The following is a 22,855-nucleotide window of genomic DNA, read 5'->3' as shown; positions in this document are numbered from 1 at the left end:
AGAGAATGGCGGTAATCTGCCAATCTACTTTGCGCAGCTGGACGCCCTCTGTACACACCTTCTGTACTCACGAGCCGGTTGTCGGTCGCTTCCAAGGAGATCATGAGTCTTCGTCTCCATGGGGTCAAGCCCCGGGTGTCGGGCTCGATTGATCGCCTTTCTCAAGCGTCCGCTTTGCGCCCATCACGGTCATTCCGAGTCGCGCCAGCGGCATCCGTAAGCGGAACCTCGTTCAGCTAAGTTGCATATGTCGTGAACCGATCCTCTCCCGCCGCTCCCCTTGGGCGCCTGGGCCAGCTGTCAGCCGCGCAGCGGATGACTGAGGGGACTTCGACCGCTCCCCTCACATCGCTGGCACCGGCCGCACATGGCCCTCGGGAGTCCGGCACAGTCCGCCGCTGAGGCTCGTTCCCGCCGGGCAGTCGCGGGGATCAGCGACCGGGCTCGGCGGAGTCGACCCGCACATGTTGCTCGCCCCCATCGGAACCGGCGAGCGCTCGCGGCAGCGCACCACCCGCCGCAGCGACTCTTCCCAGCCTAGCCCGTAATGAATGTCGACGTTGCGCGCCGCCAGCGCGTCGCTCTGAGCCCGCACCGCGCTGACGCTCTGGACGAAGCTCAGGAGCGCGATCCTCCCGCCTCCGCACGCCCGCCGCATCCGCTCGGCCGCCGCGCTTGGGATCGGCCGCACGCCCGTCTCGACCCACATCGCTTCCTCGCCCACTCGGGCGTTGGTGGGTGAATTCTGCACCATCACCATCAGCACATGCCCTTGCGGGTCGCGCACCAGCCGCGTGCCCGCCGGAAGCACCGCCAGCGGCTCGTCCTTGATGCCCACGCGAAGGCAGCCGTCGCGAAGGATCACCCGGCCGGTCCGCACCGGCGCCGGCCTCTCCTCCGCGTCGAAGGTCACCAGCCGCTCCTGGGTGTCCGGCGGCGGCGGCTCCAGCCGGGCCACCAGCCGGAGCTTGTCTGCAAGCTCCGGCGCCACTGCCGGCGCATCCTCGGGGAGCAGCCGCTCGCCGGCGCCAATCAGGTCCGGCGAGGGCCGGACGTCCCGCGCCGGCGCCGCAAGGATGGTGAGGAACGGCCCCGTTCCGCCCGGCAGCGCGACGAACTCGATCCCCAGCGGCCCCGGCAGCGGCCGCCGCTCCTCCCGCCAGCGGAAGAGGTCCCCCCGCATCTCGAAGATCGCCAGCACCCCCGCCACGAACGCGACTAGCAGGGCGAGCAGCGCCAGGGCCAGCGCCGGATCGAGACGGCGCGAGTGGCGCGGGTGGGGTGGCGAACGGCGGTTCACAACTGACGATTGCGCGATTGATCCTTGCCCAACGCTGTCTCGCCGCCTTGAGGTCCGCCGATGAGAGTCAAGGCCTTGGAGGCGAGAGTGGCCCCTTGCAAGCCTCCGCCTCTTGAATCAGGCAACTGATTTCCGGTGCAAGGCCGAACTGCCACCGTCTTCTATGCGCCCGTGGCGGTCGTTCTGATCAACAGCGGCGGCACCAATAAGGGGACGTTCGTTCAGCTAAGTAGCTAATGTCCGGAATCGACCCAAAGCGGACATTAGGGACTGGCCCGTCCCGAGGACCTGAACCCTCAACGTTCGGACTCGAGCCCGACAATCTATCCAGTTGAGCTAGGAGAGGTCCGCTGTTGCGGCGTGGCCACATGTTGACGCCAATGGCTCTGACCTTCGGCATCGGCTCTCGTCCGAGCGCTCTATAATCGATCCGCAGTCGTCACACAGCGCGGTGAACCGATCGACCCTGCGGACTATCGATCTCAGCATCGGCCGATGGACGTTGATGAGGCACCGTAGGCTCATGGGCCTGGCGCAAGGCACAAGCGACTCTTTGGAAGGGCTTACCCATTTTCCCGGCGAAGAACTTTGCGGCTGTTGTCGAAAGCGGCGCTGCCCTCCTAGTTTCCGCCTTGGGTTGAAAGCGGACATTGAGCACGTTCATTATTGCTCATGCTTGTTCTGGTGGATGCAACAGTCGAAGCACTCCCCAAAACGTAGTCGTGGCCACCCACGCCACTGACAGGATCAGAAAGGCGACGAAGATGGCTCTAGCTTTGCACCAAGCTTACGGCCAACATTCCACACAGGGCGGTCTTCCTGACCGGGATCGTAGATTGCATGTCCCATGCTTCATCTCCTCAGGCCAACAGCAGCCGAGGAGAAAACGAGCGAAGAGACTTGGCTTGGTGGGAAGCGGAAAGGCAGCTTTCGGGTTCGCACAAGCAGAAAGCGGACATTGGTGGGACCTCGGTTACAACTGTCCACCTACGGCTGACGCATGCCCGCGCGCATGCCAGACCTCGCTAAGACTAGCTGCCATTAAGCTGCTATTCGAACTTTTTGGCGTTGGTGATTGCATGCGTATCTTCCGTTTGCCTACCTGCTCTGCCGCACCTGCGCCGGTGAAGCTTACGGAGCGGACGTCGTTGGAAGGCCGCTGGATCATCATAGCCATTGATGGACGGGCACCGGCAAAGACCGCCTACGACCAGCAGCCACACTTGGTGTTCGGGCCATCGAACTATGGCGGCAATGCCGGCTGCAACGATTTTGGGGGTATCGGGCTGAGGCATGATGGGCGCTGGTACGGTGACTTCGCCATGGCCAATCAGATGGGCTGCGCAGAGCCGCTGAGCGGGCAAGATGCGGCAGTCCACGGCATGCTGGCGAGCGGGCCGACGATCCACTTCAATGGCGCCGACCGGGTGACGCTCGCGACGGCTAAGCACCGTCTGGAGCTTGGGCGAGCCGGCAGGGCGGTGCGCGGTTCTGGCGAGGCTCCGAGAGCGCTGATCGCTACGCGCTGCACCTTTCGCGCGGTCAGCGGCGAGTGGCGAATAGGCCGGCAGGTGCCAGCGCTGATCGTGGAGGGCGACCTCTTCCGGCTCGATACGGCCTGCGGCACGGTTGAGGGCGGCTGGCAGCAGCTGGGTGAGGACCGCGTTCGCTTCGAGACTGGTAGGAGGACCTCGAAGGCATGCCCAACAGCGGAGCGGGCGTGGAACGAGTAGCCTGAAGTACGCTTTTCAGGGGCGAGCTCGAGGAAGTGTAACCGTCGAGCTGCTGGCCGGTGCAGGAGGTGGCAGGGCCATTCTTCGGGTCACCGACGACGGCGGTGGTGCGGCCGAGGGCGCTGAACCCGGCACCGGCACCGGCGCCCGCCTGCTCCGCTCGCTGACTCGACAGATTGCGGGGGTGCTGGAGCAAAGCAGCTCACCTAAGGGGACGCAAACAACCGTGACGTTCATTGATTCTGAGTGATCTCAGCAACACCTCCTTCTAGATCCGTCAACCGGTGAGGGGCACTGTTGAACCAATCCCCGTTTTGTCGGTTACTCGACGGAGCCTAGGATCTAGTGCGATGACAGCAAAAATCCTTATTGTTGAAGACGAGATCCTCGTGGCCATGAACCTTGAGGAGACGTTGTCCGAACTGGGCTACGACCCGGTCGGCATCGTGCCCGATCTGAATTCCGCTCGGCAGTACATTGACCAGCCTCTCGATCTGGCCTTGGTCGACCTGAACCTGCGGGATGGGTTCACCGGCCCGCAGATTGGTGCTCAGCTAAGCGCGGCGGGGGTTGCCGTGGTGTTCGTGACCGCCAATCCGGGCTTGTTGAATGACGGTGCTGCTGGCGCCATTGGCGTGATTACGAAGCCGACCGATGAGAAGATCGTCAAGGCAGCGGTCGAGTATGCGCTCGGCACGAGACGTGGCCCCCAGGTCGCGCCACCCCCGAGCATGAAGCTTTTTGGCTGATCAGCGAACGAGACTTTGTAGCTCGACCTCTACCTCGACCAGCAATCCATCCGCGTTCCAGTGCCGCTGCAAGTTGCCGCCGAGCTGCTGAACGATGCTGAGCTCGCTCAAGCGCGAGCCGAATCCTTGACGCGTGGGCGGACCATCAATGGCTGGGCCGCCGCTTTCTTGCCAGCATAAGCCCAGCACGTCGTCGTCCACCCGGGTTTCGATGCGGACCTGCCCCACAGGCACAGAAAGAGAGCCATACTTGACGGCGTTGGTTGCGAGCTCATGAACCAGGAGCGCCAGTGGGGTAGCGCCGCGATCGTCCACGCGCACATCGATGCCTTTCATCGTAATCCGGCCCTCGTCCATGGCTGGATACGGGGACAAGATTTCCTGCAAGATTCCGTGCAAGGAGGCCGTTGGGACAAGGGGAGCGGATTCTTCGCTGTGCGGGCGGACGAACTCGTGCGCGCGGCCAAGGGCAGCGATCCGGGCCTGAAGCGTTTTTGCAAAGCCACTTGCGCCGGGATCCTGCCGGGCGGACATCCCAACCAAGCCGCTGATCACGGCGAAGATATTCTTGATGCGGTGGCTCAGCTCGCGACTAAGAATTTCATTCCTGGCCGCCTGCTCCTTGGCATCGTGGATGTCGGTGCAGGTCCCAATCCACCGAACGATCTGGCCGTCCGGAGTGCGGACCGGCAGGGCCCGGCCAAGCGTCCAGCGGTAAGCTCCGCTCCGGTGCCGCAGGCGATACTCAATCTCGTAAAGCTCACCCGACGCAAGGCTCTTCCGCCATCGCTCCCAAGCGCGCGGCTGGTCATCGGGGTGGAACATGCCATTCCATTTGTCGCCATCAGTAGAACCTGGAGTGATCCCAGTAAACTCATACCACTGCGCATTGTAATAGTCGTGGTACCCGTCGGGCAAAGTCGACCAGACCATATGCGGCAAGGCATCAGCCAGCGTCTGAAATTTGGCGTCGCTCTCAACCAGCGCATTGCGCGCGGCGATCAGCTCGGCGTCAGGCTTTGGTGTACCTATAGCGGCCTCCTCGGGACAAGCCTCAACAAGGAGTTACACCGTCCCAGTGCTCGTTTCGCGTGTTTGTACGCTTTCGTAAAGCGAGCAACCAAGTCACACAACCAAAAGCCCAATCTTAATCAGCGCGCATTCGCGATGGCCTTTATGACCGCCAAAAAGGTTTCAAGTGGAGTTCGGTGCCCGGCAAGGCGGCCCAGCCTGACGAAGTCTGCTGGGCCGCCACACCATCGAGCGGTTCTGGGGTCCTCTCGACTGCTCCCAAAAACGCACGAGCATTGAGGCCGAGGCATTCGTGACAGGTCTGTAGCGACACTCAGTGCTTGATGCCTGGGATACAATGATGACGTCTGCTTATGACGTCCGCCAACTTATAGCTGTCGTTCCGATCCCAGTCTCATACAGGCCTCCATGGTGGTTCAATCTAGCTTCCGCTCATGGTGGTAAGCGGACCGGCTGCTTTCGGGTTAGCCCAGGCGAATAGCAGACCATCGTTGACGAGCGGGAATGCCGCTCAAAGCGCTGTTCTTCGACGATTAGGCGAGCCGTGACCTTGAAGAAAGTTCAGACCTGCCAGCCGCCACCGAGCGCCAGGAAGAGGCTGACGAGATTGGTCGAAAGCTGGGCTTCCGACTGGGCAAGTGCGCTGTCCGTCTGAGCGAGCGAGCGCTCGGCTTCAAGGACGATCTGGAAGGCCTCGCGGCCAGCACGATAGCGAAGGCGGGCGATGCGCGCAGCTTCGGCACTGTTTGCGCGCGCCCGGCGAAGCGCCTGGAGACGCTCCTGCTCGCGGGCGTAGCGGGTCAGCGCGCTTTCGGTCTCCTCCAGGGCGCTGAGCCAGGTGCCGTCGAACCGGGCGAGCGAAGCTTGAGCAGACGCCTCGGCCTGGGCAATGCGTGCGCGGGCGACGCCGGTGTTGGGGAAGGTCCAGCTGATCAGCGGACCGAGTCCGATACGCAAGCCACGCGAGGACGCTAGGTCTCCGACCGAGGTAGCCGTCGATCCCACAGACAGGCCAAGCTGGATGTCGGGGTAAAGGTCGGCGGTGGCGACGCCGATCCGAGCGGTGGCGGCGGCGAGTTCGCGTTCGGCCTGGCGAACGTCAGGGCGCCTGGCGATCAGGGTTGCGCCATTGCCGACCGGGATCGGGCGGCTAAGAGCCGGCGGCGTAGTGCAGGCTGCGGCTTGGGGCGAAACCTCGGCCGGCGGGCGACCGGTCAGGACGGCCAAGCGGAATAGCGCGGTCTGCAGCTGTGCTTCGATGGTCGGAACGGTGGCACGGGTCTGCTCAAGCAGTGAACCGGCCTGGCCGGTGTCAAGCGCGGTGCCGCGCCCACCAGCGACCAGCCGGCGGGTGAGGTCGAAGGTCTGCTCTTGCAGTCGCACCGTTTCGCGGGCGACCTCAAGCTGGCGGCCGGCGCTGCAGGCATCGGCATAGGCGCGCGCGGTTTCTGCTGCGACCGACACGCGCGCGAGATCGAATGCGGCCTGCACCGCTCCGACGTCGGCGCGGCTGGCTTCGGTGGCGCGACGCAGCCGGCCGAAGAGGTCGACCTGGTAGCCGACGTCGAGCCCGACATCGAAGGTGGTGTCCGAGGGCAGGGGATCTGGCTGGTGGGCGTAGGTTGCGCTGCCCGACACGGTCGTGGACGGTAGCCGCGCCGAGCGGGTCTCGCGCAACACGGCGCGGGCCCGGGCAAGGTTGGCGGCAGCGACGCGCAGATCGGTATTGGCGGTCAGCGCCTGCCGCACCAGTCCATCCAGTGCGGGATCGTTGAACAGGCTCCACCAGCGGCCCGGCGGCTCGTTGCCGGTGAATAAGGGCGAGGGCGCGGCGCTGACGAACGGCCGCTGCGCCTTCGCCTGCACGTCGGGCGCGGGCGAGCGATAGTCGGGACCTACGGTCATGCAACCGCTCAGGGCAAATGCGCTGCTTAGAGCGAGTAGAATGCGCTTCATGAAGATGCTCCATCCGCGGCGAGCGGTGGGTGGGTGTCGTCTTTGCGGCGCATGACGTGCGTGCGAACCTTGCGCAGGCGATCGGGAAGACCGCGCATGACGACGTAGAAGACCGGCGTGAAGATCAGGCCGAAGATGGTGACTCCGAGCATGCCGAAGCTGACGGCGGTGCCCAGCGACTGGCGCATCTCCGCGCCCGGCCCGACGGCGATCGCCAGCGGGATCACGCCGAAGATGAAGGCGAAGCTGGTCATCAGGATCGGCCGAAGGCGCTGACGGGCAGCGGTGACCGCTGCTTCGAGCGGACTGGCGCCAACCTCTTCCTCGGCCTGCTTGGCGAATTCAACGATCAGGATCGCGTTCTTCGCGGCCAGCGCGACCAGCACGACGAGGCCGACTTGCGTCAGGATGTTGTTGTCCATGCCCCGCAGCATGACCCCGAACAGTGCCGCCAGGATGCACATCGGCACGATCAGGATCACCGCCAGTGGCAGGGTCAGCGCTTCATATTGCGCGGCGAGCACTAGGAACACGAACAGCACGGCGAGGAGGAAGATCAGCGTCGAGCTGCTTCCCGCAGCTTTCTCCTGGAACGCAAGGCCGGTCCATTCGAAGCTCATGCCGTGCGGCAAGGTGCTGGCGGCGAGCTGCTCCATGGTGGTGAGGGCGTCGCCCGAGGACACACCCGCCGCAGCCTGTCCCTGCAGTTCGACGGCCGGGAACATGTTGTAGCGCACCACCCGTTCCGGACCGCTGTCGTTGCGGAGGGTCGCGACCGAGGCGAGCGGCACCATCTCGCCGCCGGCCGAGCGGACCTGCAACTGACCGATGTCGGCAAGGTCGTCTCGGGCGGCAGGTTCGGCCTGCGCGGTTACCCGAAAGGTGCGGCCGAGCATGTTGAAGTCGTTGACGTAGGTCGAGCCCAGGTAGGTTCCCAGGGCCTCATAGACCTGGGAGGGCTGTACTCCGAGCAACTGGGCGCGGTCGCGGTCGATCTCAGCGTCGATCCGCGGCGAGCCGGTGTTGAAGGTCGAGAAGACCTGGGTCACCTTGGGCTGCTGCGCGGCAGCACCCATCATCGCCATGGTCGCCCCTTCAAGCGCCTGATAGCCGGCGCCCGAGCGGTCCTGGATCATCATGGTGAAGCCGTTGCCGGTGCCAAGACCAGGCACTGCCGGCGGCGCAATGATGAAGACGTTGGCTTCCTGGATCTGGCCGGCGAGTGCTCCGGTCAGCGCCTGGGAGAGCTCGTTGGCGGACAGGCCCTTGCCGCCGCGATCGCCCCAGTCCGCCAGACGGATGAACATGGTGCCGGCGTTGGATGCCTGCGAGAAGCTCGCGCCGTCGAGGCCCGCGAAGGTCGCGGCGTCGACTACGCCCTGCTGCTTGCGGACGATGTCGTAAGCGCGGTTCAGCACCTCCGTCGTGCGATCGAGCGATGCGCCCGGCGGCAACTGGACGACGCCGATCAGGACGCCTTGATCCTGTTCGGGAATGAAGCCCGTCGGCGTTGACGCGAGCTGAACACCGGTCAGCGCCAGGAAGCCGGCGTAGATCACCAGCATCAGGCCGGTCTTGCGCACCAGCTGGCTGGTCAGACGCCCGTAACGGTCCGACAGCCAGTCAAAGCCGGCGTTGAACTTGGTAGCGGCAAGCCGCAGCGGGCGGGTCCACTTGAAGCCGCCTCCGGCGTGCATCTCGACGTGTGGCTTCAGCAGCAACGCTGCCAATGCGGGCGACAGCGTCAGCGACACAACCAGCGAGATCAGCGAGGCCGCCGCAATGGTCACCGCGAACTGTCGGTAGAAGATGCCCGGAATACCCGACACGAAGGCGGTCGGCACGAAGACGGCGGTCAGCACCAGGCCAATCGCGATCAGCGCTCCCGACACTTCCTGCATGGTGCGGTGCGCGGCTTCACGTGGGCTGAGCCCCTCACGGATGTGCTTCTCGACGGCTTCGACAACAACGATAGCGTCGTCGACTACGATGCCGACCGCCAGCACGAGGGCGAACAAGGACAGCGAGTTGATCGAATAGCCGAGCGCCAGCTGCACCGCGAAGGTGCCCACCAGCGCGATCGGGATCGCCAGGATCGGGATCACCGCCGCACGCCAGGTCTGGAGGAATACCATGACCACGATGATGACAAGGATCACCGCCTCGAGCAGCGTTTCCTGCACCGCCGTCACCGACGCCGAGACATATTCGGTCGGGTTGTAGGGGATCGAGTAGACGATGCCTGGCGGGAAGTCCTTGGACGCCGTCTCGACTTCGTTCAGAACCAGCTCAGCCGCGTTGAGGGCATTGGAGCCCGGCTGCTGGATCACCGCCAGCGCCACCCCATTCTTGCCTGTGAACGATCCGCGAATGCCGTAATCCTGTGAGCCAAGCTCAACCCGGGCGACGTCGCGGACACGGGTGATGCCGCCCGACGGGTCCGTCTTGATGATCACGTCGGCGAACTGTTCGGGATCACTGAGGCGGCCTTGCACCTGGACAGGCAGCTGGAAGGACGGATTGCCGCCGCCATACGGAGGCTGGCCAAGCGCGCCGCCAGCGACCTGGACGTTCTGGGTGCGAAGCGCGGTGACGATCTCGCCTGCGGTGAGGTTGCGGGCGGCCGCGCGGGACGGGTCGATCCAGACCCGCATCGAGTAATTGCCGCCGCCGAACACCTGCACCCCCCCGACACCTTCGAGGCGGAGCAGCCGATCGCGCAGGTTGGTGTTGGCGTAATTGCCGAGGTAATCCACATCGAGGTTCGGATCGGTGGACGTCAGCGCCACGATCATCAGGAAGCCGGTGGACTGCTTGCTGACGGTGACGCCGACCTGGCGCACCTGATCCGGCAAACGCGGTTCGGCGAGCGCCACGCGGTTCTGCACCAGCACCTGCGCGGCATCGAGGTCGGTGCCGGGCTTGAAGGTCACGGTGATCTGTGCCGCGCCACCGGTTGACGACGAGGACATGTAAAGCATGTTCTCGACGCCGTTGATTTCCTGCTCGAGCGGCGCGGCGACGGTTTCGGCAATCGTCTCGGACGAGGCACCCGGATAGGCAGCCGCGATGCTGATCGTCGGGGGCGCGATCTCCGGATATTGCGAGAGCGGCAGCTGCGGATAGGCGAACAATCCGATCAGGGTGATGAACACCGCGAGGACCGACGCGAAGATGGGCCGTTCGATGAAGAAGCGCGAGATATTCACTGGAGCGAGGTCCTTCAGGCGCCGACGGGTGTCGCGATGGCCGACGGGTTCGCCGCTGGCGGTTGCTGGCTGGCCGGCTCAGGCCCGCTCTGCACCTTGATGCGTCCGGGCTGCGGTTTGACCTTCTGACCGGGACGGGCACGCTGAAGGCCGTTGATGATGACCCGATCCTGCGGGGAGATGCCGCGGCGGATGACGCGCAGATTGCCGGTCAGCGGTCCAAGCTCGACCGGGCGCGCAAGAACGGTGCCGGCCTTGTCGACGACGTAGACCACGCGGCGCGCGGCATCGGTGACGATTGCCTCATCGGGTACCAGCAAGGCGGCGTATGGCTTCGAGGCTTCAAGCCGAAGATTGCCGAACATGCCGGGCTTCAGGAAGCCGGTCGGATTGGGGACGATCGCGCGGGCGCGAACGGTGCCGGCTTCGCTATTCACCACCGGGTCGATGAAGTCGAGGCGTCCGGCATGGACGTAGGACGTCTCATCGCCGAGCCGGATGCGCACGGGCGTGCCTGCTGTGTTGCCTGCGTTCTGCCGTTGGTATTTTAGAAGCAGCGTTTCGGAGCCGTTGAAGGTGAACTGAAGTGGATTGGTAGAAACGATCGTGGTCAGCACAGTCTGATCGGCGGTGACCGAGTTGCCCGCATCAACCCGCCTCTCCGACACCATGCCGGACAAGGGCGCCAGCACCCGCGTAAAGCCCACGTTGAGTTGCTGCGCGCGGATGGCTGCGCGGGCGGCCGCGACGTCCGCTTCGGCGGTGCGCAAGGCTGCCTGCCGCTGCTCGACCTCTTCCGTGCTTGCCGCCTGCTGCGCCGCCAAGGCCCGTGAGCGCGACAATTCGGTGCGGGCATTGGTAAGCGTCGCCTGAGCGCGTGCCAGCTGCGCCTGCGATTGGGCCAGGGCCGCCTGCGAAGGCCGTGCATCGATCGTAAACAGCAGTTGCCCGGCGCGGACATATTGACCTTCACGGAAGTGCACCGACTGGAGATAGCCGGTGGCGCGGGGCCTCACTTCGACGTTCTGCTGCGCCTCAAAGCGACCAACGAACTCGTCCCAGTCCACTACCTGCTGCTGTATCGGCTGAGCGACCGTGACCGGCATGACCGGCGGCGCCGCCGGCTGCTCCTCGGACTTGGAGCAGCCTCCCACCAGAGCAAGGACGAAGAAGGCAAGAGGTGCGAGGCGCGACCGGGCATGAGGTGAGGACATCGAACTGACTTTCCGAGAACTTGATACCCAAAGCGGTCGACAGATCCGACTCACATCGGCATTCACGCGCCGTCAACACTTGTAGACTTACAAAGTCAATAGCTGTTGACATTCGGCTTGTGTTGCCGCGATGGACAGCCTCTGGAGAAGCAATGCCACCCACCACCCGCAACGCTGCCGCCACCCGCGAACGCCTCCTCGACTGCGCGCGCAAGTGCTTCGTGCAGGAGAGCTACGACGCCGTCAGCCTGCGTGAGATTGCGGGTGCTGCAGGGGTCGATGTCGCGCTGATCGGTCGGTACTTCGGCTCGAAAGAGCAATTGTTCCAGGCAGCTTTAGCGACCGACGACAATCGTTGGGAGGAGCTTGCCGGGGCTGATGACCTGCCGAGCCACTTGGCTTCCATGCTCGTCACCGACGATTCCAAGGATGCCGATCATATCGAGCGCCTGCTGATCATGCTTCGCTCAGCCACCTCGCCAACGGCGTCGGTCATCGTACAGTCGACTTTCAAGACTGAGGTGCTTGAGCCGTTCGCCAATGTGTTGACCGGCGCGCAGGCGGATCGGAGGGCGGCGATGGCGTTATCGGTGCTCATGGGTACAACGATCGTGCGCACCATCCTGCGGGTTGACGACTGCGGCGGCTGCGAAGACGACACTTTCGAGCTCAGGCTTTCGGCTATGTTGAGGATTGCCCTGTCACCTGACGTGACGCCGGCAGATCGCATGTCCCTGGCAGTGCTGGAGCCGCAGCTATGAGCGCGTCGGTGCCACAGGCGCGTGGCCGCCCACGGGAGTTCTGCACGGACAAGGCACTGGCGGCCGCTCTCCAAGTTTTCTGGAGCAAGGGTTATGATGCGACGTCCTTGAGCGACCTCACAGCTGCAATGGGGATCACGCGGCCGAGCCTGTATGCCGCGTTCGGCAACAAGGAGGCGCTGTTCCACGAAGCGCTCGACCTCTACCAGCGCGATAAGCTGCGCTACATCGAACAGGCGATCGAGCAGCCAACCGCAGCCCAGGTTGCCGAGCGACTCTTGCGGGGTGCGTACGAGACCGCCGCTGGCGAAGGCGAGTCGCGTGGCTGCATGGGTGTGATTGCGTCCACGTCGTGCGGCGAGGATACTCAGGGTGTGCGTGACGATGTTCAGCGGCGCGGCAAGGTAGTCCGCACCAAGCTTGTCGAACGCTTTGATAAGGCACGACAAGAAGGTGACCTGCCGGCCAACGCTGACAGTGATGGGCTTACAAGCTTCTTGTTCGCGTTGGTGCAGGGCATTTCATTGCAGGCTCGCGCCGGCGCTTCTCGAGAGCAACTCAAAGCCCTTACCACGGTCGGAGTGGGATCCTTCAGCGCCTATATCTCAAGCGGCTGCTAGATCAGCTTCAGTGGCCATTTGGCTTGGGGCGGTCATGCGATCTTCACTTCACGTCTGCTGATGGTGGATGCCGGTCCGGCCGTTGTCGAATGCTTCATCGTGTAAGCGGACCGCTGCGCTTGGTGTTTTGTCGCATTCGACTCAACGAAGCCGTTTCCAGCTAGACCATCGTGTATGTCAACAAGTGCTGAATATCCTTCACTTAGCGAAACGTAGGCCGGCGCTGCCGGCAAGGGACCACCTAATAGTTGCAGCAATGTTTACCAGATTCACCCTGATCGTGACATGGGATCCAATTGGCAAAGTCTCCTCACACGTGATTCGGCAGCCATCTTCCGAAATGTTTGTGATCAGAACTGGCAACCTCCGGTCTTCGAGTACCAGAGAGGCAGCGACTGATACCGGGTCGCGATCTGCTCGCTTCACCCAATCGGTCGCGTTCTCCTCTTCTGTCACCGTGCCGACGCCGCTGATTAGTCAGTGAGATTGGCGGGTACCTTCCCGCCATGAGCGGCCAACTGCCGCATCACTTCCTTGTGAAGCCACAGGTTCATCTCTGCGCTGCCGTCCTTCTCTCCCTTGTACCCGAGCTCGGCTGCGAGTTCCTTCCGGTTTCCAAGGCTTGAATCCATGTCGAGCAGCTTCAACAAGTCTACGATCGACGTCCGCCAATTCAGATCTGGATTACCTTTCGACGAAACTAGGCTGGTAAGGACCTGCTCAACGTCAACCTGGCTTTGCGCTTGAGGTTGGTTGGCCTGACCCATGGGAGATGATGTCGGCGAGTCAGCTCCCGGAGACGGCTGAACTGTTCCGCTGCCAGTCGGGACCGGAGCCGGTACGGCTTTCTTGCCGAAAATGGCGTCTTTGATTTTGCCGAAAATGCTCATCGCATGCGTCTCCTAATTGCTTGACTACCGTCCCAGGAATTTGCCGGCGGCGCCAATCAGATCGCCAAGAATGTCGGCCGACCCGCTGCCCTGTGTTTGCTGCGAAGATCCTTCCGTTCCAGCGGCACTCGATTGCCCTCCGAAAACACTCCCCAATGCTCCTCCAATTCCACCTCCTTGGCTTGCTTGCTTCATCAAATAGCCGGCAGCGACCATTGCGAGGATTGGAAGCATCTTTTTCAACAGAGACGGCTCGACGCCTGACTGAGCCGCAGCGCTTGCGGCTACCGCACGACTTCCGTCCTTTGATCCGAACAGCTGTCCAAGAATCTCATTGCCCTTGTTGACTTCGGTGGGTCCTGAAGAAGTAACGTTGTCGAGGAGCGCGCCGCCACCCAATCCGCCAATCATCCCGAGCAGCCCACCTAACCCACTCGAGGCAGAGAGCGCTTGGGAGGCAGCCGGAGGAGCGCTTGCTGCGACAGGATTCTGGAATCCGGATAGGATTGAAGGCAAGAGTGCGGCCGCTCCTGCCTGAGCCGTTGAAGCGTCGACGCCCAGTTCACGCGATAGTGCCTCCACAGCACCAGTCTGCTGCAGCATCTGATTGACGTCCATTTAAGTCTCTCCTCGTGGGCATTTGGGCAAATGCCTGCCCCAGCATTGGCTGGTGAGTGCAACAGGCGGGTGGCAGCAGCTGCTACTTGACGATGAAGGTCACCTTCAGGGTCACTCGCCATTCGACAACCTTCATGTCGCGTACCAGCGCCTTGGTGCTCTACACCCACGCCTCTTGGATGTCGTGAATGGTCTCGCCAGCCTTGGCGCTGCCCTCGCTTACAGCTGCCTCGATGCTTTCCGTGGAGCTCGAAAAATTTCAAGAGTCTTGGCTACGGCCATGATTGGTCTCCTTGTGCGGTGATTGAACGCCTGACATAGATTAAAGTCAACGGCAGCGACGGCGGCGCGACCCGCTCAGACGAAGGAGGGCTGATCTCTCCTTTAGGCTGATGTATTCGGTCGATGCCTGTCAAAGGATCAGGGTGCGTGAACAAGGTGATCGATGGCTATTCCGATGTCGACACTCTCATGACAGCGCTCGGCTACCTCCTGCTGAGTTGGAGCATGCTGGAGCGCGCCGTCATCGACGACATCAAGAGGCTGCGTCTTTCCGATGGAGACAGCGGAATGACAACCGCGCGAGTTCGAGGCTCTTTCAACGAGCGCTTGGCAGAGTGGCGCGCCCTCGTCAGTCTCAAGTCGCGGCGTAATCCAACAGCAGCTCGCGAGGTGGCTGAAATTGGCAATTTGGCAGAACAGTTCTCCCGGACCCGCAACCTGATCTTCCATCACTTTGTCGGAGTGGAAAGAGCCGCAGAGGGAACATGGGTGGCCTATGCCTCGGATGGCGGCATCACCTCTCTCCCAGCGTCACGGACCGCGTTTACCCTCGATCAGCTGGGTGACATGAATGCGCAAATGCGCGCCCTTTGTGAGCGAATAGGTCAATTGAAGAGCATCCTTGAGACTTGATCGATCGCACCCGAGAAACGGCACGAAACACCGAAAGATATCGGTCTCGTGATTTCACGTCAGGAGGAACGACATGTTTTCAGAGTTCAAGACCTTCATCGCAAAGGGCAATGTGCTCGATCTGGCTGTCGCCGTGATCATCGGTGCGGCCTTCGCAACCATCGTTGCCAGCCTGACGGACGACATCATAATGCCCTTGGTAGGGTCAGTCTTCGGCGGCCTCGATTTCGCTAACTACTTCGCCGTGCTCGGACCTATTCCGGAAGGCTTCAAGGGCAATGCAAGCAGCTACACAGATTTGAAAGCGGCCGGCGTAGCCGTGCTGGGATGGGGTCAGTTTATCACGGTTCTGATCAACTTCTTAATTCTCGCCTTTATCATCTTCATGCTTGTCCGCTCGGCCAACAAAGTAATGAAGCGGGTAGATGAGGTCGCAGGTCCGACCGAAGTAGATCTACTTGCAGAAATCCGCGATGAGCTCCGTCGTCGGCCTTGATCCTCGACTACCGCAAATCTGCGGTGGCTTTTGCAGGTCGCAAAATGCTCGCGATCGGGATCCCGACAGGCTGCTTTGAACCCGGCACATGCCGACGTTGAAGCGGGGTGACGGTGGACCGGCAACCGGCCCGCCGTCCTGCTTGAATGTCAATCGCTTCAGCCAAGGCTAGAACATCTCCGACATCGATGCCGAGATGGAAATCGATGAACAAACCAACGTCCGCTGTCCGGCCGCTGCAATTCTTCCGTGAATGTCTGAGAGTGGGTCTATGCGGACGTTTGACGCGTGTGCGCTTCGCGCATGGCCGGCTGGCTTGATGCCGCTAGGAGGTCAGCCCGCCTCCTGTGCTTTTGCGTCTCAGTGGAAGGGCAAACGGCCTCAACACACCCGGCGCGACCATCGCTTACTCCCCTAGCAGGTGCAAGCGATCGAGTTCCGGATCCTTGAACCCTTCAAACGAACCGTCCTTCGGATGTTTCGCGTACACGCGACTCCGCGTTGCCTGGCCCCGCTCTAGTCTCGACAGCTGCGCTGCGGACGAACCGCATCGCTCGGCAACCTGCCGAAGGCTACTGCCCTCCTGAAGACGGCCGGACCGAAGTGCACGCCCGAGATCCAGTCGCCTATCAGCATCGTCGGTGCCTCCGACTTCTTGATCAGGCGGCTTTGTCGCTCCTTTCTTGAGTACCATTGACCAGTCGAGGTCAAGTTCGCGCATCAGTCCTTCCAGCGTGTCTGGCAGGGGCCATGCTCTGCCGTTTTCGATGGCGGAGAGACTTGAACGCTGGATGCCGATCGCGTCCGCGAGTGTCTGCTGCTTAATCTGATCAGCCTTCCGTCGAGCCCTCAGCACTGACCCCAAGTCGGACCTGAAGGCTGCGTAGCGAAGGGGCGGGCACGGTCGACGTGAAGGCATCGGACCCATTCTCAACTAAATTGTCGGGTTGTTGCATATCGTGGAATGGGCCGTCCTTCAAGACGATCCATGAAGCCCTTTAATCCTCCGCTCGGGCGCAGCAGATCAAAAGCTGCAACCGCCAGTCGCCCCGATGCTTGCCAAGCCAAGCAGTTGTCGTTCGATTATTACAGGCGAGCTGAAGACGCGCCAAATGCTTCACAGCTGCTTGATGAAGTGGTCTCCGTCATCGGCCCGTCTCTTGGAGTGGCGGCGGACGATGATTGCCGGCCCGCAATTGAGCTTGACCAGTACTACACGGCTCCGCACGTCGCTCGGGAGTTTTATGAGGTCTTCCGCGAGCACTTCGATCCGCGTCACTTTCGCATGGTCGAACCAAGCGCTGGGACCGGGGCGTTCTTCAGTCTGCTGCCGCCGGGTAGCCTTGGTTACGATCTAGATCCGAGATATCCAGACGTTCAACGTGCTGACTTCCTCGCTGTCGATCTCCCGCGCGATTGGCCAACAGCCATCATCGGAAACCCTCCGTTCGGTAAGAATGCCAGCATGGCTGTTGCGTTCTTCAATCGCGCCGCTCGCGCAGGGGATGTCATCGCATTCATTATGCCAGCGTCCGTTCGGAAAGCTTCGATTGAGAACCGTCTCGACAATGCATTCCATCGCATTTGCGAGGTGCCGGTGCCTGAGAACGCTTTCCTCTTCCGGTACGAGCCATTCCACGTGCCGGCTGTCTTCCAAATCTGGGAACGCCGCCCTTACAAGCGGGAGCTGCAGCGCACGGAGACCACTCACCCCGACTTCAAGTTTACCAAGCCGGAGCTAGCCGACTTCGCTATCCAGCGCGTTGGCGCCAATGCCGGGCGTGTGCATCACGACCTCAACATGAGTCCGTCATCTCACTATTTCATCAAGGGAGAGGTCGAGACGATCATGAAGCAGCTCGATTTCGCCAGTGTTGTCGGCAATGTCGCCGGCAACCCGAGCCTAGCGAAGTCGGAGATCGTCCGTCTCTACCGCGAGTACAAAGACGGCTCGACGACCGACTGAAAATCATCAGTCATCCGGCTTGCCGCGGCGCAGGACCTCACTCCACTTCAAGCCGGACACCGCCTGCCTGATCGCCTCCCAATCGATGCACGAGAAGTCGATGCGATGCAGTTCCCTGTACAAGTTCCGGATGCGAGGCTCGGAGCCATACTGCTCGCCGACGTTGACCAGCGCATGCCCGCAGATCTGGTTGAGGGTCTTGGATGTCAGATTGGCCTCGTTACCCTTGGCCTTGAAGGTATGCCGGAGCGAGTAGAAGACGAGCCGCTTATCCTTGGACACGTATCGGTCCACGATGCGGTTGATGCGTTGGCTGGCTTCCTTGGTCTTCTTTCCGATCTTGTTCTCCTTTAGGTCGGGGAAAAGCTGCCGGTGCCCGGCTGCAGCAAGCGCATTGCAATAGGCGAGGAAGCCGATCGCAACCAAGTTGGCATGGACGGGCACGAGACGCCTCGACTCCGGGTTCTTGACGCTCTTCTCTTCTCCGTCCTCCAGAAGCGCATAGTCGCTGATGTCGAGATAGACGATGTCACCGTCACGGCGGATGTCGGCGAGCGCCACCTGCCCGACTTCCTCCAACCGAGCCCCGGTCGTCGCAGCAATCAGGAACAGCCAGAAGATGGTGACGTCGCTGATCCGGGACGGTGAGTTCCACGACCGCGGATCGACAAAGAGGGGACAAGCAAACAGCAACGTGAGTTCGTGGTCCTCCAAGCTGCGACGGTTCTTATTTGTCTTTGAGTAACCAATGATGGTGATGCCCACGCCGTTGTTGCTCGCCGTCCAGCGCTGCTGGAAGGCGTAGGTGAGTAGCGCTTGAAGCGCGCCGATCCGCTTCTTCAGGGTTGCCGGCGAACACTTAGGCGTACCGCCGCCGTGCTTTTCCACGCGAGCCCGAAAAGGGAGGGCACGATCGGCACGGGGCATCGTGCTGGGCAGCCGCGCTGCTTCGTCGCGATAGTCGAAAAGCAAGTCGGCGTCGATCGCCGATACCGGGATATCTCCTGCAAAGTCGATGAAGTCATCAACGGAGGCCCTATACTCCAGCGCCGTTTGCGGGCGGGGTTTGTTGCCGTCTTCCCACTCGTCAAACAGCTGCTTGAGCCGCATGTTTGGGCGAAGTCGTGACCGGTTGGGGCGATGGCGCCGCTTGGCCAGCCGAGCACGGTTGAAGTCTTCGTCGGCCGGGCGCTGCTCATCCAGGACGGCGAGCAGGGCCTTAGCGATCTCTTCGGTGGAGAAGCGCTGAGCTTCAGGAACGAAGCGCCGGAGCCGTTCTGCGGCTTGCAGAAGGTGAGGATGCCAGGCGTTCCCGGACTCGTGCCAGCGAGATCGAATCCAGTTGGTGCCGACCTGCTCGGCCTCGCCGCCGTAGACGTCAGTGACGATGCCCGCGAACCGAGACGGCTCGTCAAGCACGGCATTCCAATCAGTGTTGACCGCCGGTCCAGTGATTGCGGGCGGGTAGATTTGCTTGGGGTTGGCCGAGAAGCGTCCGCCGACACCCGCATCCAGTTCCATGAGGGTAAGCAACAGTCGCTGCTGACCCGACAGCCCGCCGTTTGTCGGTGCGCTCTCGCACCAGCGCCGAACGACTGCACCGGGTGTGGGGAGCAGCGTACCCTCTGCGAGCTTGTGCCTGGCTTCGGCGAGATCGCGCTCGAACTCGGCATTCAGCCTGGCGAATGGCTCCTTGGCCATCACGGGATTCTTGGTGCCAAGCGTAATCTTCCGCTCACGCATGCCGCCGAACGCGGCCCGAAGCGGCTCGGGGATGGCGCGCCGGAAGTAGAGCTGCCCCGTACGGGGGTCGGCGAAGGGGGTGGCCATGCTGGACTTCTTCACGATTTCTGTACCCATGTTCTGTACACATGATGGGTAAAGAGGCCGTAAATCCAACGCTTTCCAAGCCTTAGGCTTGGATGGTGACCCCTACGGGACTCGAACCCGTGTTTCAGCCGTGAAAGGGCCGCGTCCTAACCACTAGACGAAGGGGCCAACTTGGGCGCCGCGCTGCCTAGGGGAAGGCGGTGCGGGGGTCAAGCGGCACGGACCAAGGGCCGGGATCAGGCGATCGCCGCATCCTCGAGGTGAAGCTCGGCAGCATTGCCGCCGTTCCACGTATCGCGGTGAATCGTGCCGGCCAGCCACAGCTTGCGGTCGGCCGGCATCGCCAGCAGCGCCTGGCCGAGTTCGCTGTCGGCCGCCCGGAAAGCGATCCACTTGAAGCTGGCGCCGTCCGCGCCGCGAGCGAGCCCGCGCACATGGCCATTGCCCACCACGCCGACCTTCAGCAGCGAGGCTTCGCCCGCTGCCACGCGTGGCTGTGGCCAGCCGACCCCATAGGGACCGGCAACGTCCAGCGCGTCGCACAGCCCGACAGCGACGCCTCTCGGCGCGCACAAGGTGTCGAGCAGCATGGCGCGATTGGCGGTCGCTGCCGCCACGTTCGCCGCAAGCCGGTGGTTCAGATAGTCGCGGAAGGCCTCGACGCCGCCCGGCGCGAGGGTCACCCCAGCCGCCATGGCATGCCCGCCGCCGCCCGCCGCCATGCCCTCGTCCTTCGCCGACAGCACCGCCGCGCCGAGGTCGACGCCGGTGATCGACCGCCCGGAGCCCTTGCCGATCCCGTCCTCACCGATCGCGATGACGAACGCCGGCCGGCCGTATTTTTCCTTCAGCCGCCCGGCGACGATGCCGATCACGCCCGGGTGCCAGCCCTGCGCCGCGACGGTGACGACGGGATCGTCGCCCCGGCTCGCCGCCTCGGCAAGCGCCTCGTCGAGCACGCCCTGCTCGATCGCCCGGCGCTCCTCGTTGAGCTTGTCGAGCTCGAGCGCGATTCCGCGCGCTTCTTCCGGGTCCGTCGTCGTCAGCAGCCGAACCCCGAGGTCCGCGCGCCCGACCCGCCCGCCGGCATTGATCCTCGGACCCAAGGCGAAGCCGAGGTCGCGGCAGCTCGGGGCCGCCGTCAGCCGCGCCGCCTCGGCCAGCGCCTTCAGGCCGATGTTGCGCCCGCCCGCCATCACCTTCAGCCCCTGGGCGACGAAGGCGCGGTTGAGGCCGTGCAGCTTGGCGACGTCGGCCACCGTGCCGAGCGCCACCAGGTCGAGCAGCTCGACCAGCCGTGGCTCCGGGCGGGTCGCGAAGAAACCGCGCTGGCGGAGTGCCCGCACCAGCGCCACGCCGAGCAGGAAGGCCATGCCCACCGCCGCCACATGGCCGTGCGCGAGGCCGGTCTCGCTCTCGTCCAGCCGGTTCGGATTGACCAGGGCGTGGCACAAGGGGAGGGCGGCGGCGCACTGGTGGTGATCGACCACCACCACGTCGAGGCCGGCCTCGCGAGCGCCGGCGAGCGGCTCGAATGCCTGTGCCCCGCAGTCGACCGTCACCACCAGGCTGGCGCCGCGCGCCTTGAGGCTCAGCATGGCCGGAAGGTTCGGGCCATAGCCCTCCGCCTGACGGTCCGGGATGTGGACCAGCGCCTCCGTCCCGAGCTGGCGCAGAAGCAGGACGAGCAAGGCGCTGCTGGTCGCGCCGTCCACGTCATAATCGCCGAAGATGGCGATGGCCTCGCCAGCCAGCACCGCCGCCGCCACCCGCTCGGTCGCCGCGTCCATGTCGCGGAACAGGCTCGGGTCGGGCAGCAGGTCGCGGATGGTCGGCGAGCGGTAGCGTTCCAGCTCGTGCGGGCTTACGCCGCGGCCGAGCAGCAGCTCGTCGACCAGGGCCTCGCCCAATTTCTCGTCCGATTGCGGCCGCCGCCAGCGCCATGCCTGGCCCGACAGCGACCGTTCCACCCCTAGCGCCACGCTCATGGCTGCCGAGATAGCAGCTCCGTGCGCACTAGGCTCGCTTCATTTCGCGGCAGCGAAGGGATGCGCTGGCCGGTCGACCGCCCACCGGCGACGTCGATCGCCAGCGTTGCGATGCCGAACTTCCGCCCCAGGCTGTTCTCGTGCAGCGTGACGCTCTGGATGTTGCGAAGCGGGATGAGGAAGGTCTTGCGGCTCCACCAGCCGCTGCGGATCAGCAGCCTCTGGCCTTCCACTGCATAAGCGGTCCGCTGCCATTCCAGCCAGCGAAGGCCCCACAGTACGAGGAAGCCGATGCCCGCAGCGATTGGCGGGACGATGGACGCTCCCGCGTTCGGCTCGCCACGAAGCAGGAGGGCAGTGGCGCTAACCGAGGCGATCAGCAGCATGAGCGGCCCGACGAACGCCAGAAAGCTGCCGACATGCCGCTTCGACACCGGCCGCCACGGCGTGTCCGGACCGGGAAGGGCAAGCCCGATCTCGCCGGCAATGGGCGCCAGTTCATCCGTCGTTGCCAATGGCGCAAGCACATGGTCGCGCTTGTCCTCTGTCCCGGGCTGGCCCTTGGTGCCGCTCTCGCCCGCCAGGCTCACCACCTTGAAGGCGCGCCAGCCGAAATGCTCGCGCACCGGGCCGGTGGCGATCAGCGCGGCCTGGATGCGCTTCAGCGGCAGCGACACGTCGGTCTTGGTCAGCAGCCCGCGCCGCCGGCGGAAACCATTGCCCGTGCGGTCGAGCCGGAAGCCCGTCTCGCGAAGCACCGTCCGCACCACGCCGGTGACGATCCCCGCCAGCAACAGCACCGCCACGCCGCCGAGCGCGAGGCCGATCTGATGCGCCAGGAGCCAGGCGCCCCAGCCGCTCTGCTCCAGGATCGGCCGCCAGAAGTTGCGCTCGAAGGGATCGATGTCGACCATGTCGCCGAACGTCTGGCTGGCGCCGAACAGGCCCGCGAAGAGGGCCAGGCTGAAGTTGAAAAGGCCAAGCGTCAGCACCCGCCGAATGTCCATCGCGAACAGGGGCGCCGGCTCTTGCGTCGTGCCGATGGCGGGCAGGGCGCCGGCCGATGCAGGCGCACGGCTTCGCCGGGCCCGGATGAACTCGCGCAGCGCTTCGGCCCGCTGCAGCGGGATGCCGTCCAGCACCCCGTCGTCGCTGCCCCCGCCACCGGTCTCCAGCGTCACCCGGGCGATCCCGGCTACGCGCTGCAGCGGTCCCTGGCTGATGCTGACGTCGGCGACCCGGTCGAACGGGATCGTCCGGTGGTTGCGGTTGAGCGCCCCGCTGTCGATGCGGATGGCGTCGCGGCCGACCCGGAAGGAGAAGTTCCACCAATGGAGCAGCAGCCCGGCGAGGCTGGCCACGGCGATTCCGCCAAGCACCAGCAAGGCGATCAGGAACCGTCCCTGGAACGCCAGGAACCCACCCGCCGCGATGCCGCCGATGACGTTGCGCGCCGCCCGGCCGAGCCCGCTCAGCAGCGAGAGGGGGTGAAGCCGCTCCGCTTTGGCCTCGTCAGCGCCCGGCACGGGCTCCGCGCCGGCGACCGCTCGCTCGATCGCAAGGGGGCCTTGCTCCAAC

The 22,855-nt window shown here is 63.6% G+C and carries 20 protein-coding genes and 1 tRNA gene; 7 read left to right on the top strand and 14 right to left on the bottom strand.

What is annotated here, in order from left to right:
• Positions 1-343: 343 nt before the first annotated feature.
• Positions 344-1,300, bottom strand: a complete 957-nt coding sequence (locus tag JOY29_RS07580; RefSeq protein ID WP_300972922.1) for a hypothetical protein — start codon at positions 1,298-1,300, stop codon at positions 344-346.
• Between the two features lie 1,124 nt (positions 1,301-2,424).
• On the opposite strand from JOY29_RS07580, the gene JOY29_RS07575 reads away from it, so the two are divergent.
• Positions 2,425-3,033, top strand: a complete 609-nt coding sequence (locus tag JOY29_RS07575; RefSeq protein WP_300972921.1) for an META domain-containing protein — start codon at positions 2,425-2,427, stop codon at positions 3,031-3,033.
• A 284-nt stretch (positions 3,034-3,317) separates the two neighbouring features.
• The gene (locus tag JOY29_RS07570) at positions 3,318-3,782 is read left to right on the top strand and encodes a response regulator (RefSeq protein ID WP_300972920.1); all 465 of its coding nucleotides are present in this window, start codon (positions 3,318-3,320) and stop codon (positions 3,780-3,782) included.
• Here the strand turns inward: JOY29_RS07570 and JOY29_RS07565 are convergent, their stop codons facing one another.
• From JOY29_RS07565 to JOY29_RS07550, 4 genes are all read right to left on the bottom strand, one after another.
• The gene (locus JOY29_RS07565) at positions 3,783-4,766 is read right to left on the bottom strand and encodes a PAS domain-containing protein (protein ID WP_300975503.1); all 984 of its coding nucleotides are present in this window, start codon (positions 4,764-4,766) and stop codon (positions 3,783-3,785) included. It abuts the gene before it with no gap.
• Positions 4,767-5,375: 609 nt separating this feature from the next.
• Entirely contained in the window at positions 5,376-6,770 is a 1,395-nt protein-coding gene (locus JOY29_RS07560; RefSeq protein ID WP_300972919.1) for an efflux transporter outer membrane subunit, read from the bottom strand.
• Positions 6,767-9,979, bottom strand: coding sequence for an efflux RND transporter permease subunit (locus JOY29_RS07555; RefSeq protein WP_300972918.1), 3,213 nt, complete (start codon positions 9,977-9,979; stop codon positions 6,767-6,769). Before JOY29_RS07555 ends, JOY29_RS07560 begins: the two co-directional genes overlap by 4 nt.
• Before the next feature lie 14 nt (positions 9,980-9,993).
• Positions 9,994-11,085: an efflux RND transporter periplasmic adaptor subunit gene (locus JOY29_RS07550; protein WP_300972917.1), complete on the bottom strand. Its 1,092-nt coding sequence runs from the start codon at positions 11,083-11,085 to the stop codon at positions 9,994-9,996.
• A gap of 260 nt (positions 11,086-11,345) precedes the next feature.
• Between JOY29_RS07550 and JOY29_RS07545 the strand changes: the two genes are divergently transcribed.
• Complete coding sequence (locus JOY29_RS07545) at positions 11,346-11,954, top strand: TetR/AcrR family transcriptional regulator (protein ID WP_300972916.1); 609 nt, start codon at positions 11,346-11,348, stop codon at positions 11,952-11,954.
• Positions 11,951-12,574 carry a TetR/AcrR family transcriptional regulator gene (locus JOY29_RS07540; protein WP_300972914.1) on the top strand — a complete coding sequence of 208 codons (624 nt, stop codon included), beginning with the start codon at positions 11,951-11,953 and terminating at the stop codon, positions 12,572-12,574. Before JOY29_RS07545 ends, JOY29_RS07540 begins: the two co-directional genes overlap by 4 nt.
• 198 nt (positions 12,575-12,772) lie before the next feature.
• Here JOY29_RS07540 and JOY29_RS14040 read toward each other — a convergent pair whose 3' ends face one another.
• The 4 genes from JOY29_RS14040 to JOY29_RS14035 all read right to left on the bottom strand — a co-directional run bounded on the left by JOY29_RS14040 (position 12,773) and on the right by JOY29_RS14035 (position 14,317).
• A complete protein-coding gene (locus JOY29_RS14040) occupies positions 12,773-13,000 on the bottom strand; it encodes a PilZ domain-containing protein (protein ID WP_367280042.1) in 228 nt (75 codons plus the stop codon).
• A gap of 47 nt (positions 13,001-13,047) precedes the next feature.
• Positions 13,048-13,464: a DUF3597 domain-containing protein gene (locus JOY29_RS07535; protein WP_300972913.1), complete on the bottom strand. Its 417-nt coding sequence runs from the start codon at positions 13,462-13,464 to the stop codon at positions 13,048-13,050.
• A 24-nt stretch (positions 13,465-13,488) separates the two neighbouring features.
• A complete protein-coding gene (locus tag JOY29_RS07530; RefSeq protein WP_300972912.1) occupies positions 13,489-14,082 on the bottom strand; it encodes a DUF937 domain-containing protein in 594 nt (197 codons plus the stop codon).
• Between the two features lie 160 nt (positions 14,083-14,242).
• Entirely contained in the window at positions 14,243-14,317 is a 75-nt protein-coding gene (locus tag JOY29_RS14035; RefSeq protein WP_367280041.1) for a hypothetical protein, read from the bottom strand.
• Positions 14,318-14,511: 194 nt separating this feature from the next.
• On the opposite strand from JOY29_RS14035, the gene JOY29_RS07525 reads away from it, so the two are divergent.
• Together JOY29_RS07525 and mscL are read left to right on the top strand one after the other, a co-directional pair.
• Positions 14,512-14,997: a hypothetical protein gene (locus JOY29_RS07525; protein WP_300972911.1), complete on the top strand. Its 486-nt coding sequence runs from the start codon at positions 14,512-14,514 to the stop codon at positions 14,995-14,997.
• Positions 14,998-15,070: 73 nt separating this feature from the next.
• On the top strand, positions 15,071-15,493 hold the full coding sequence (gene mscL / locus JOY29_RS07520; RefSeq protein WP_300972909.1) for a large conductance mechanosensitive channel protein MscL: 423 nt from the start codon (positions 15,071-15,073) through the stop codon (positions 15,491-15,493).
• A gap of 406 nt (positions 15,494-15,899) precedes the next feature.
• On the opposite strand, the gene JOY29_RS14030 is transcribed toward mscL, so the two are convergent.
• On the bottom strand, positions 15,900-16,412 hold the full coding sequence (locus JOY29_RS14030) for a helix-turn-helix domain-containing protein (RefSeq protein WP_367280040.1): 513 nt from the start codon (positions 16,410-16,412) through the stop codon (positions 15,900-15,902).
• A 69-nt stretch (positions 16,413-16,481) separates the two neighbouring features.
• Here JOY29_RS14030 and JOY29_RS07515 point away from each other — a divergent pair, with 69 nt between their 5' ends.
• Entirely contained in the window at positions 16,482-17,459 is a 978-nt protein-coding gene (locus JOY29_RS07515; RefSeq protein ID WP_300972908.1) for an SAM-dependent methyltransferase, read from the top strand.
• A gap of 6 nt (positions 17,460-17,465) precedes the next feature.
• Here the strand turns inward: JOY29_RS07515 and JOY29_RS07510 are convergent, their stop codons facing one another.
• From JOY29_RS07510 to JOY29_RS07495, 4 genes are all read right to left on the bottom strand, one after another.
• Positions 17,466-19,319, bottom strand: a complete 1,854-nt coding sequence (locus tag JOY29_RS07510; RefSeq protein WP_300972907.1) for a DUF6538 domain-containing protein — start codon at positions 19,317-19,319, stop codon at positions 17,466-17,468.
• A gap of 63 nt (positions 19,320-19,382) precedes the next feature.
• Positions 19,383-19,457: transfer RNA gene (locus JOY29_RS07505), tRNA-Glu, on the bottom strand.
• A 68-nt stretch (positions 19,458-19,525) separates the two neighbouring features.
• Positions 19,526-21,277 (bottom strand): single-stranded-DNA-specific exonuclease RecJ, encoded by a 1,752-nt coding sequence (gene recJ / locus JOY29_RS07500; protein WP_300972906.1) that lies wholly within the window; start codon positions 21,275-21,277, stop codon positions 19,526-19,528.
• Positions 21,274-22,803 carry a PH domain-containing protein gene (locus JOY29_RS07495; RefSeq protein WP_300972905.1) on the bottom strand — a complete coding sequence of 510 codons (1,530 nt, stop codon included), beginning with the start codon at positions 22,801-22,803 and terminating at the stop codon, positions 21,274-21,276. Before JOY29_RS07495 ends, recJ begins: the two co-directional genes overlap by 4 nt.
• Between the last annotated feature and the right edge of the window lie 52 nt (positions 22,804-22,855).

The sequence above is a fragment of the Sphingomonas sp. LHG3406-1 genome (genome assembly GCF_029637485.1).
GTDB lineage: Bacteria > Pseudomonadota > Alphaproteobacteria > Sphingomonadales > Sphingomonadaceae > Sphingomicrobium.
This window is presented reverse-complemented; position numbering and strand designations above follow the sequence as displayed.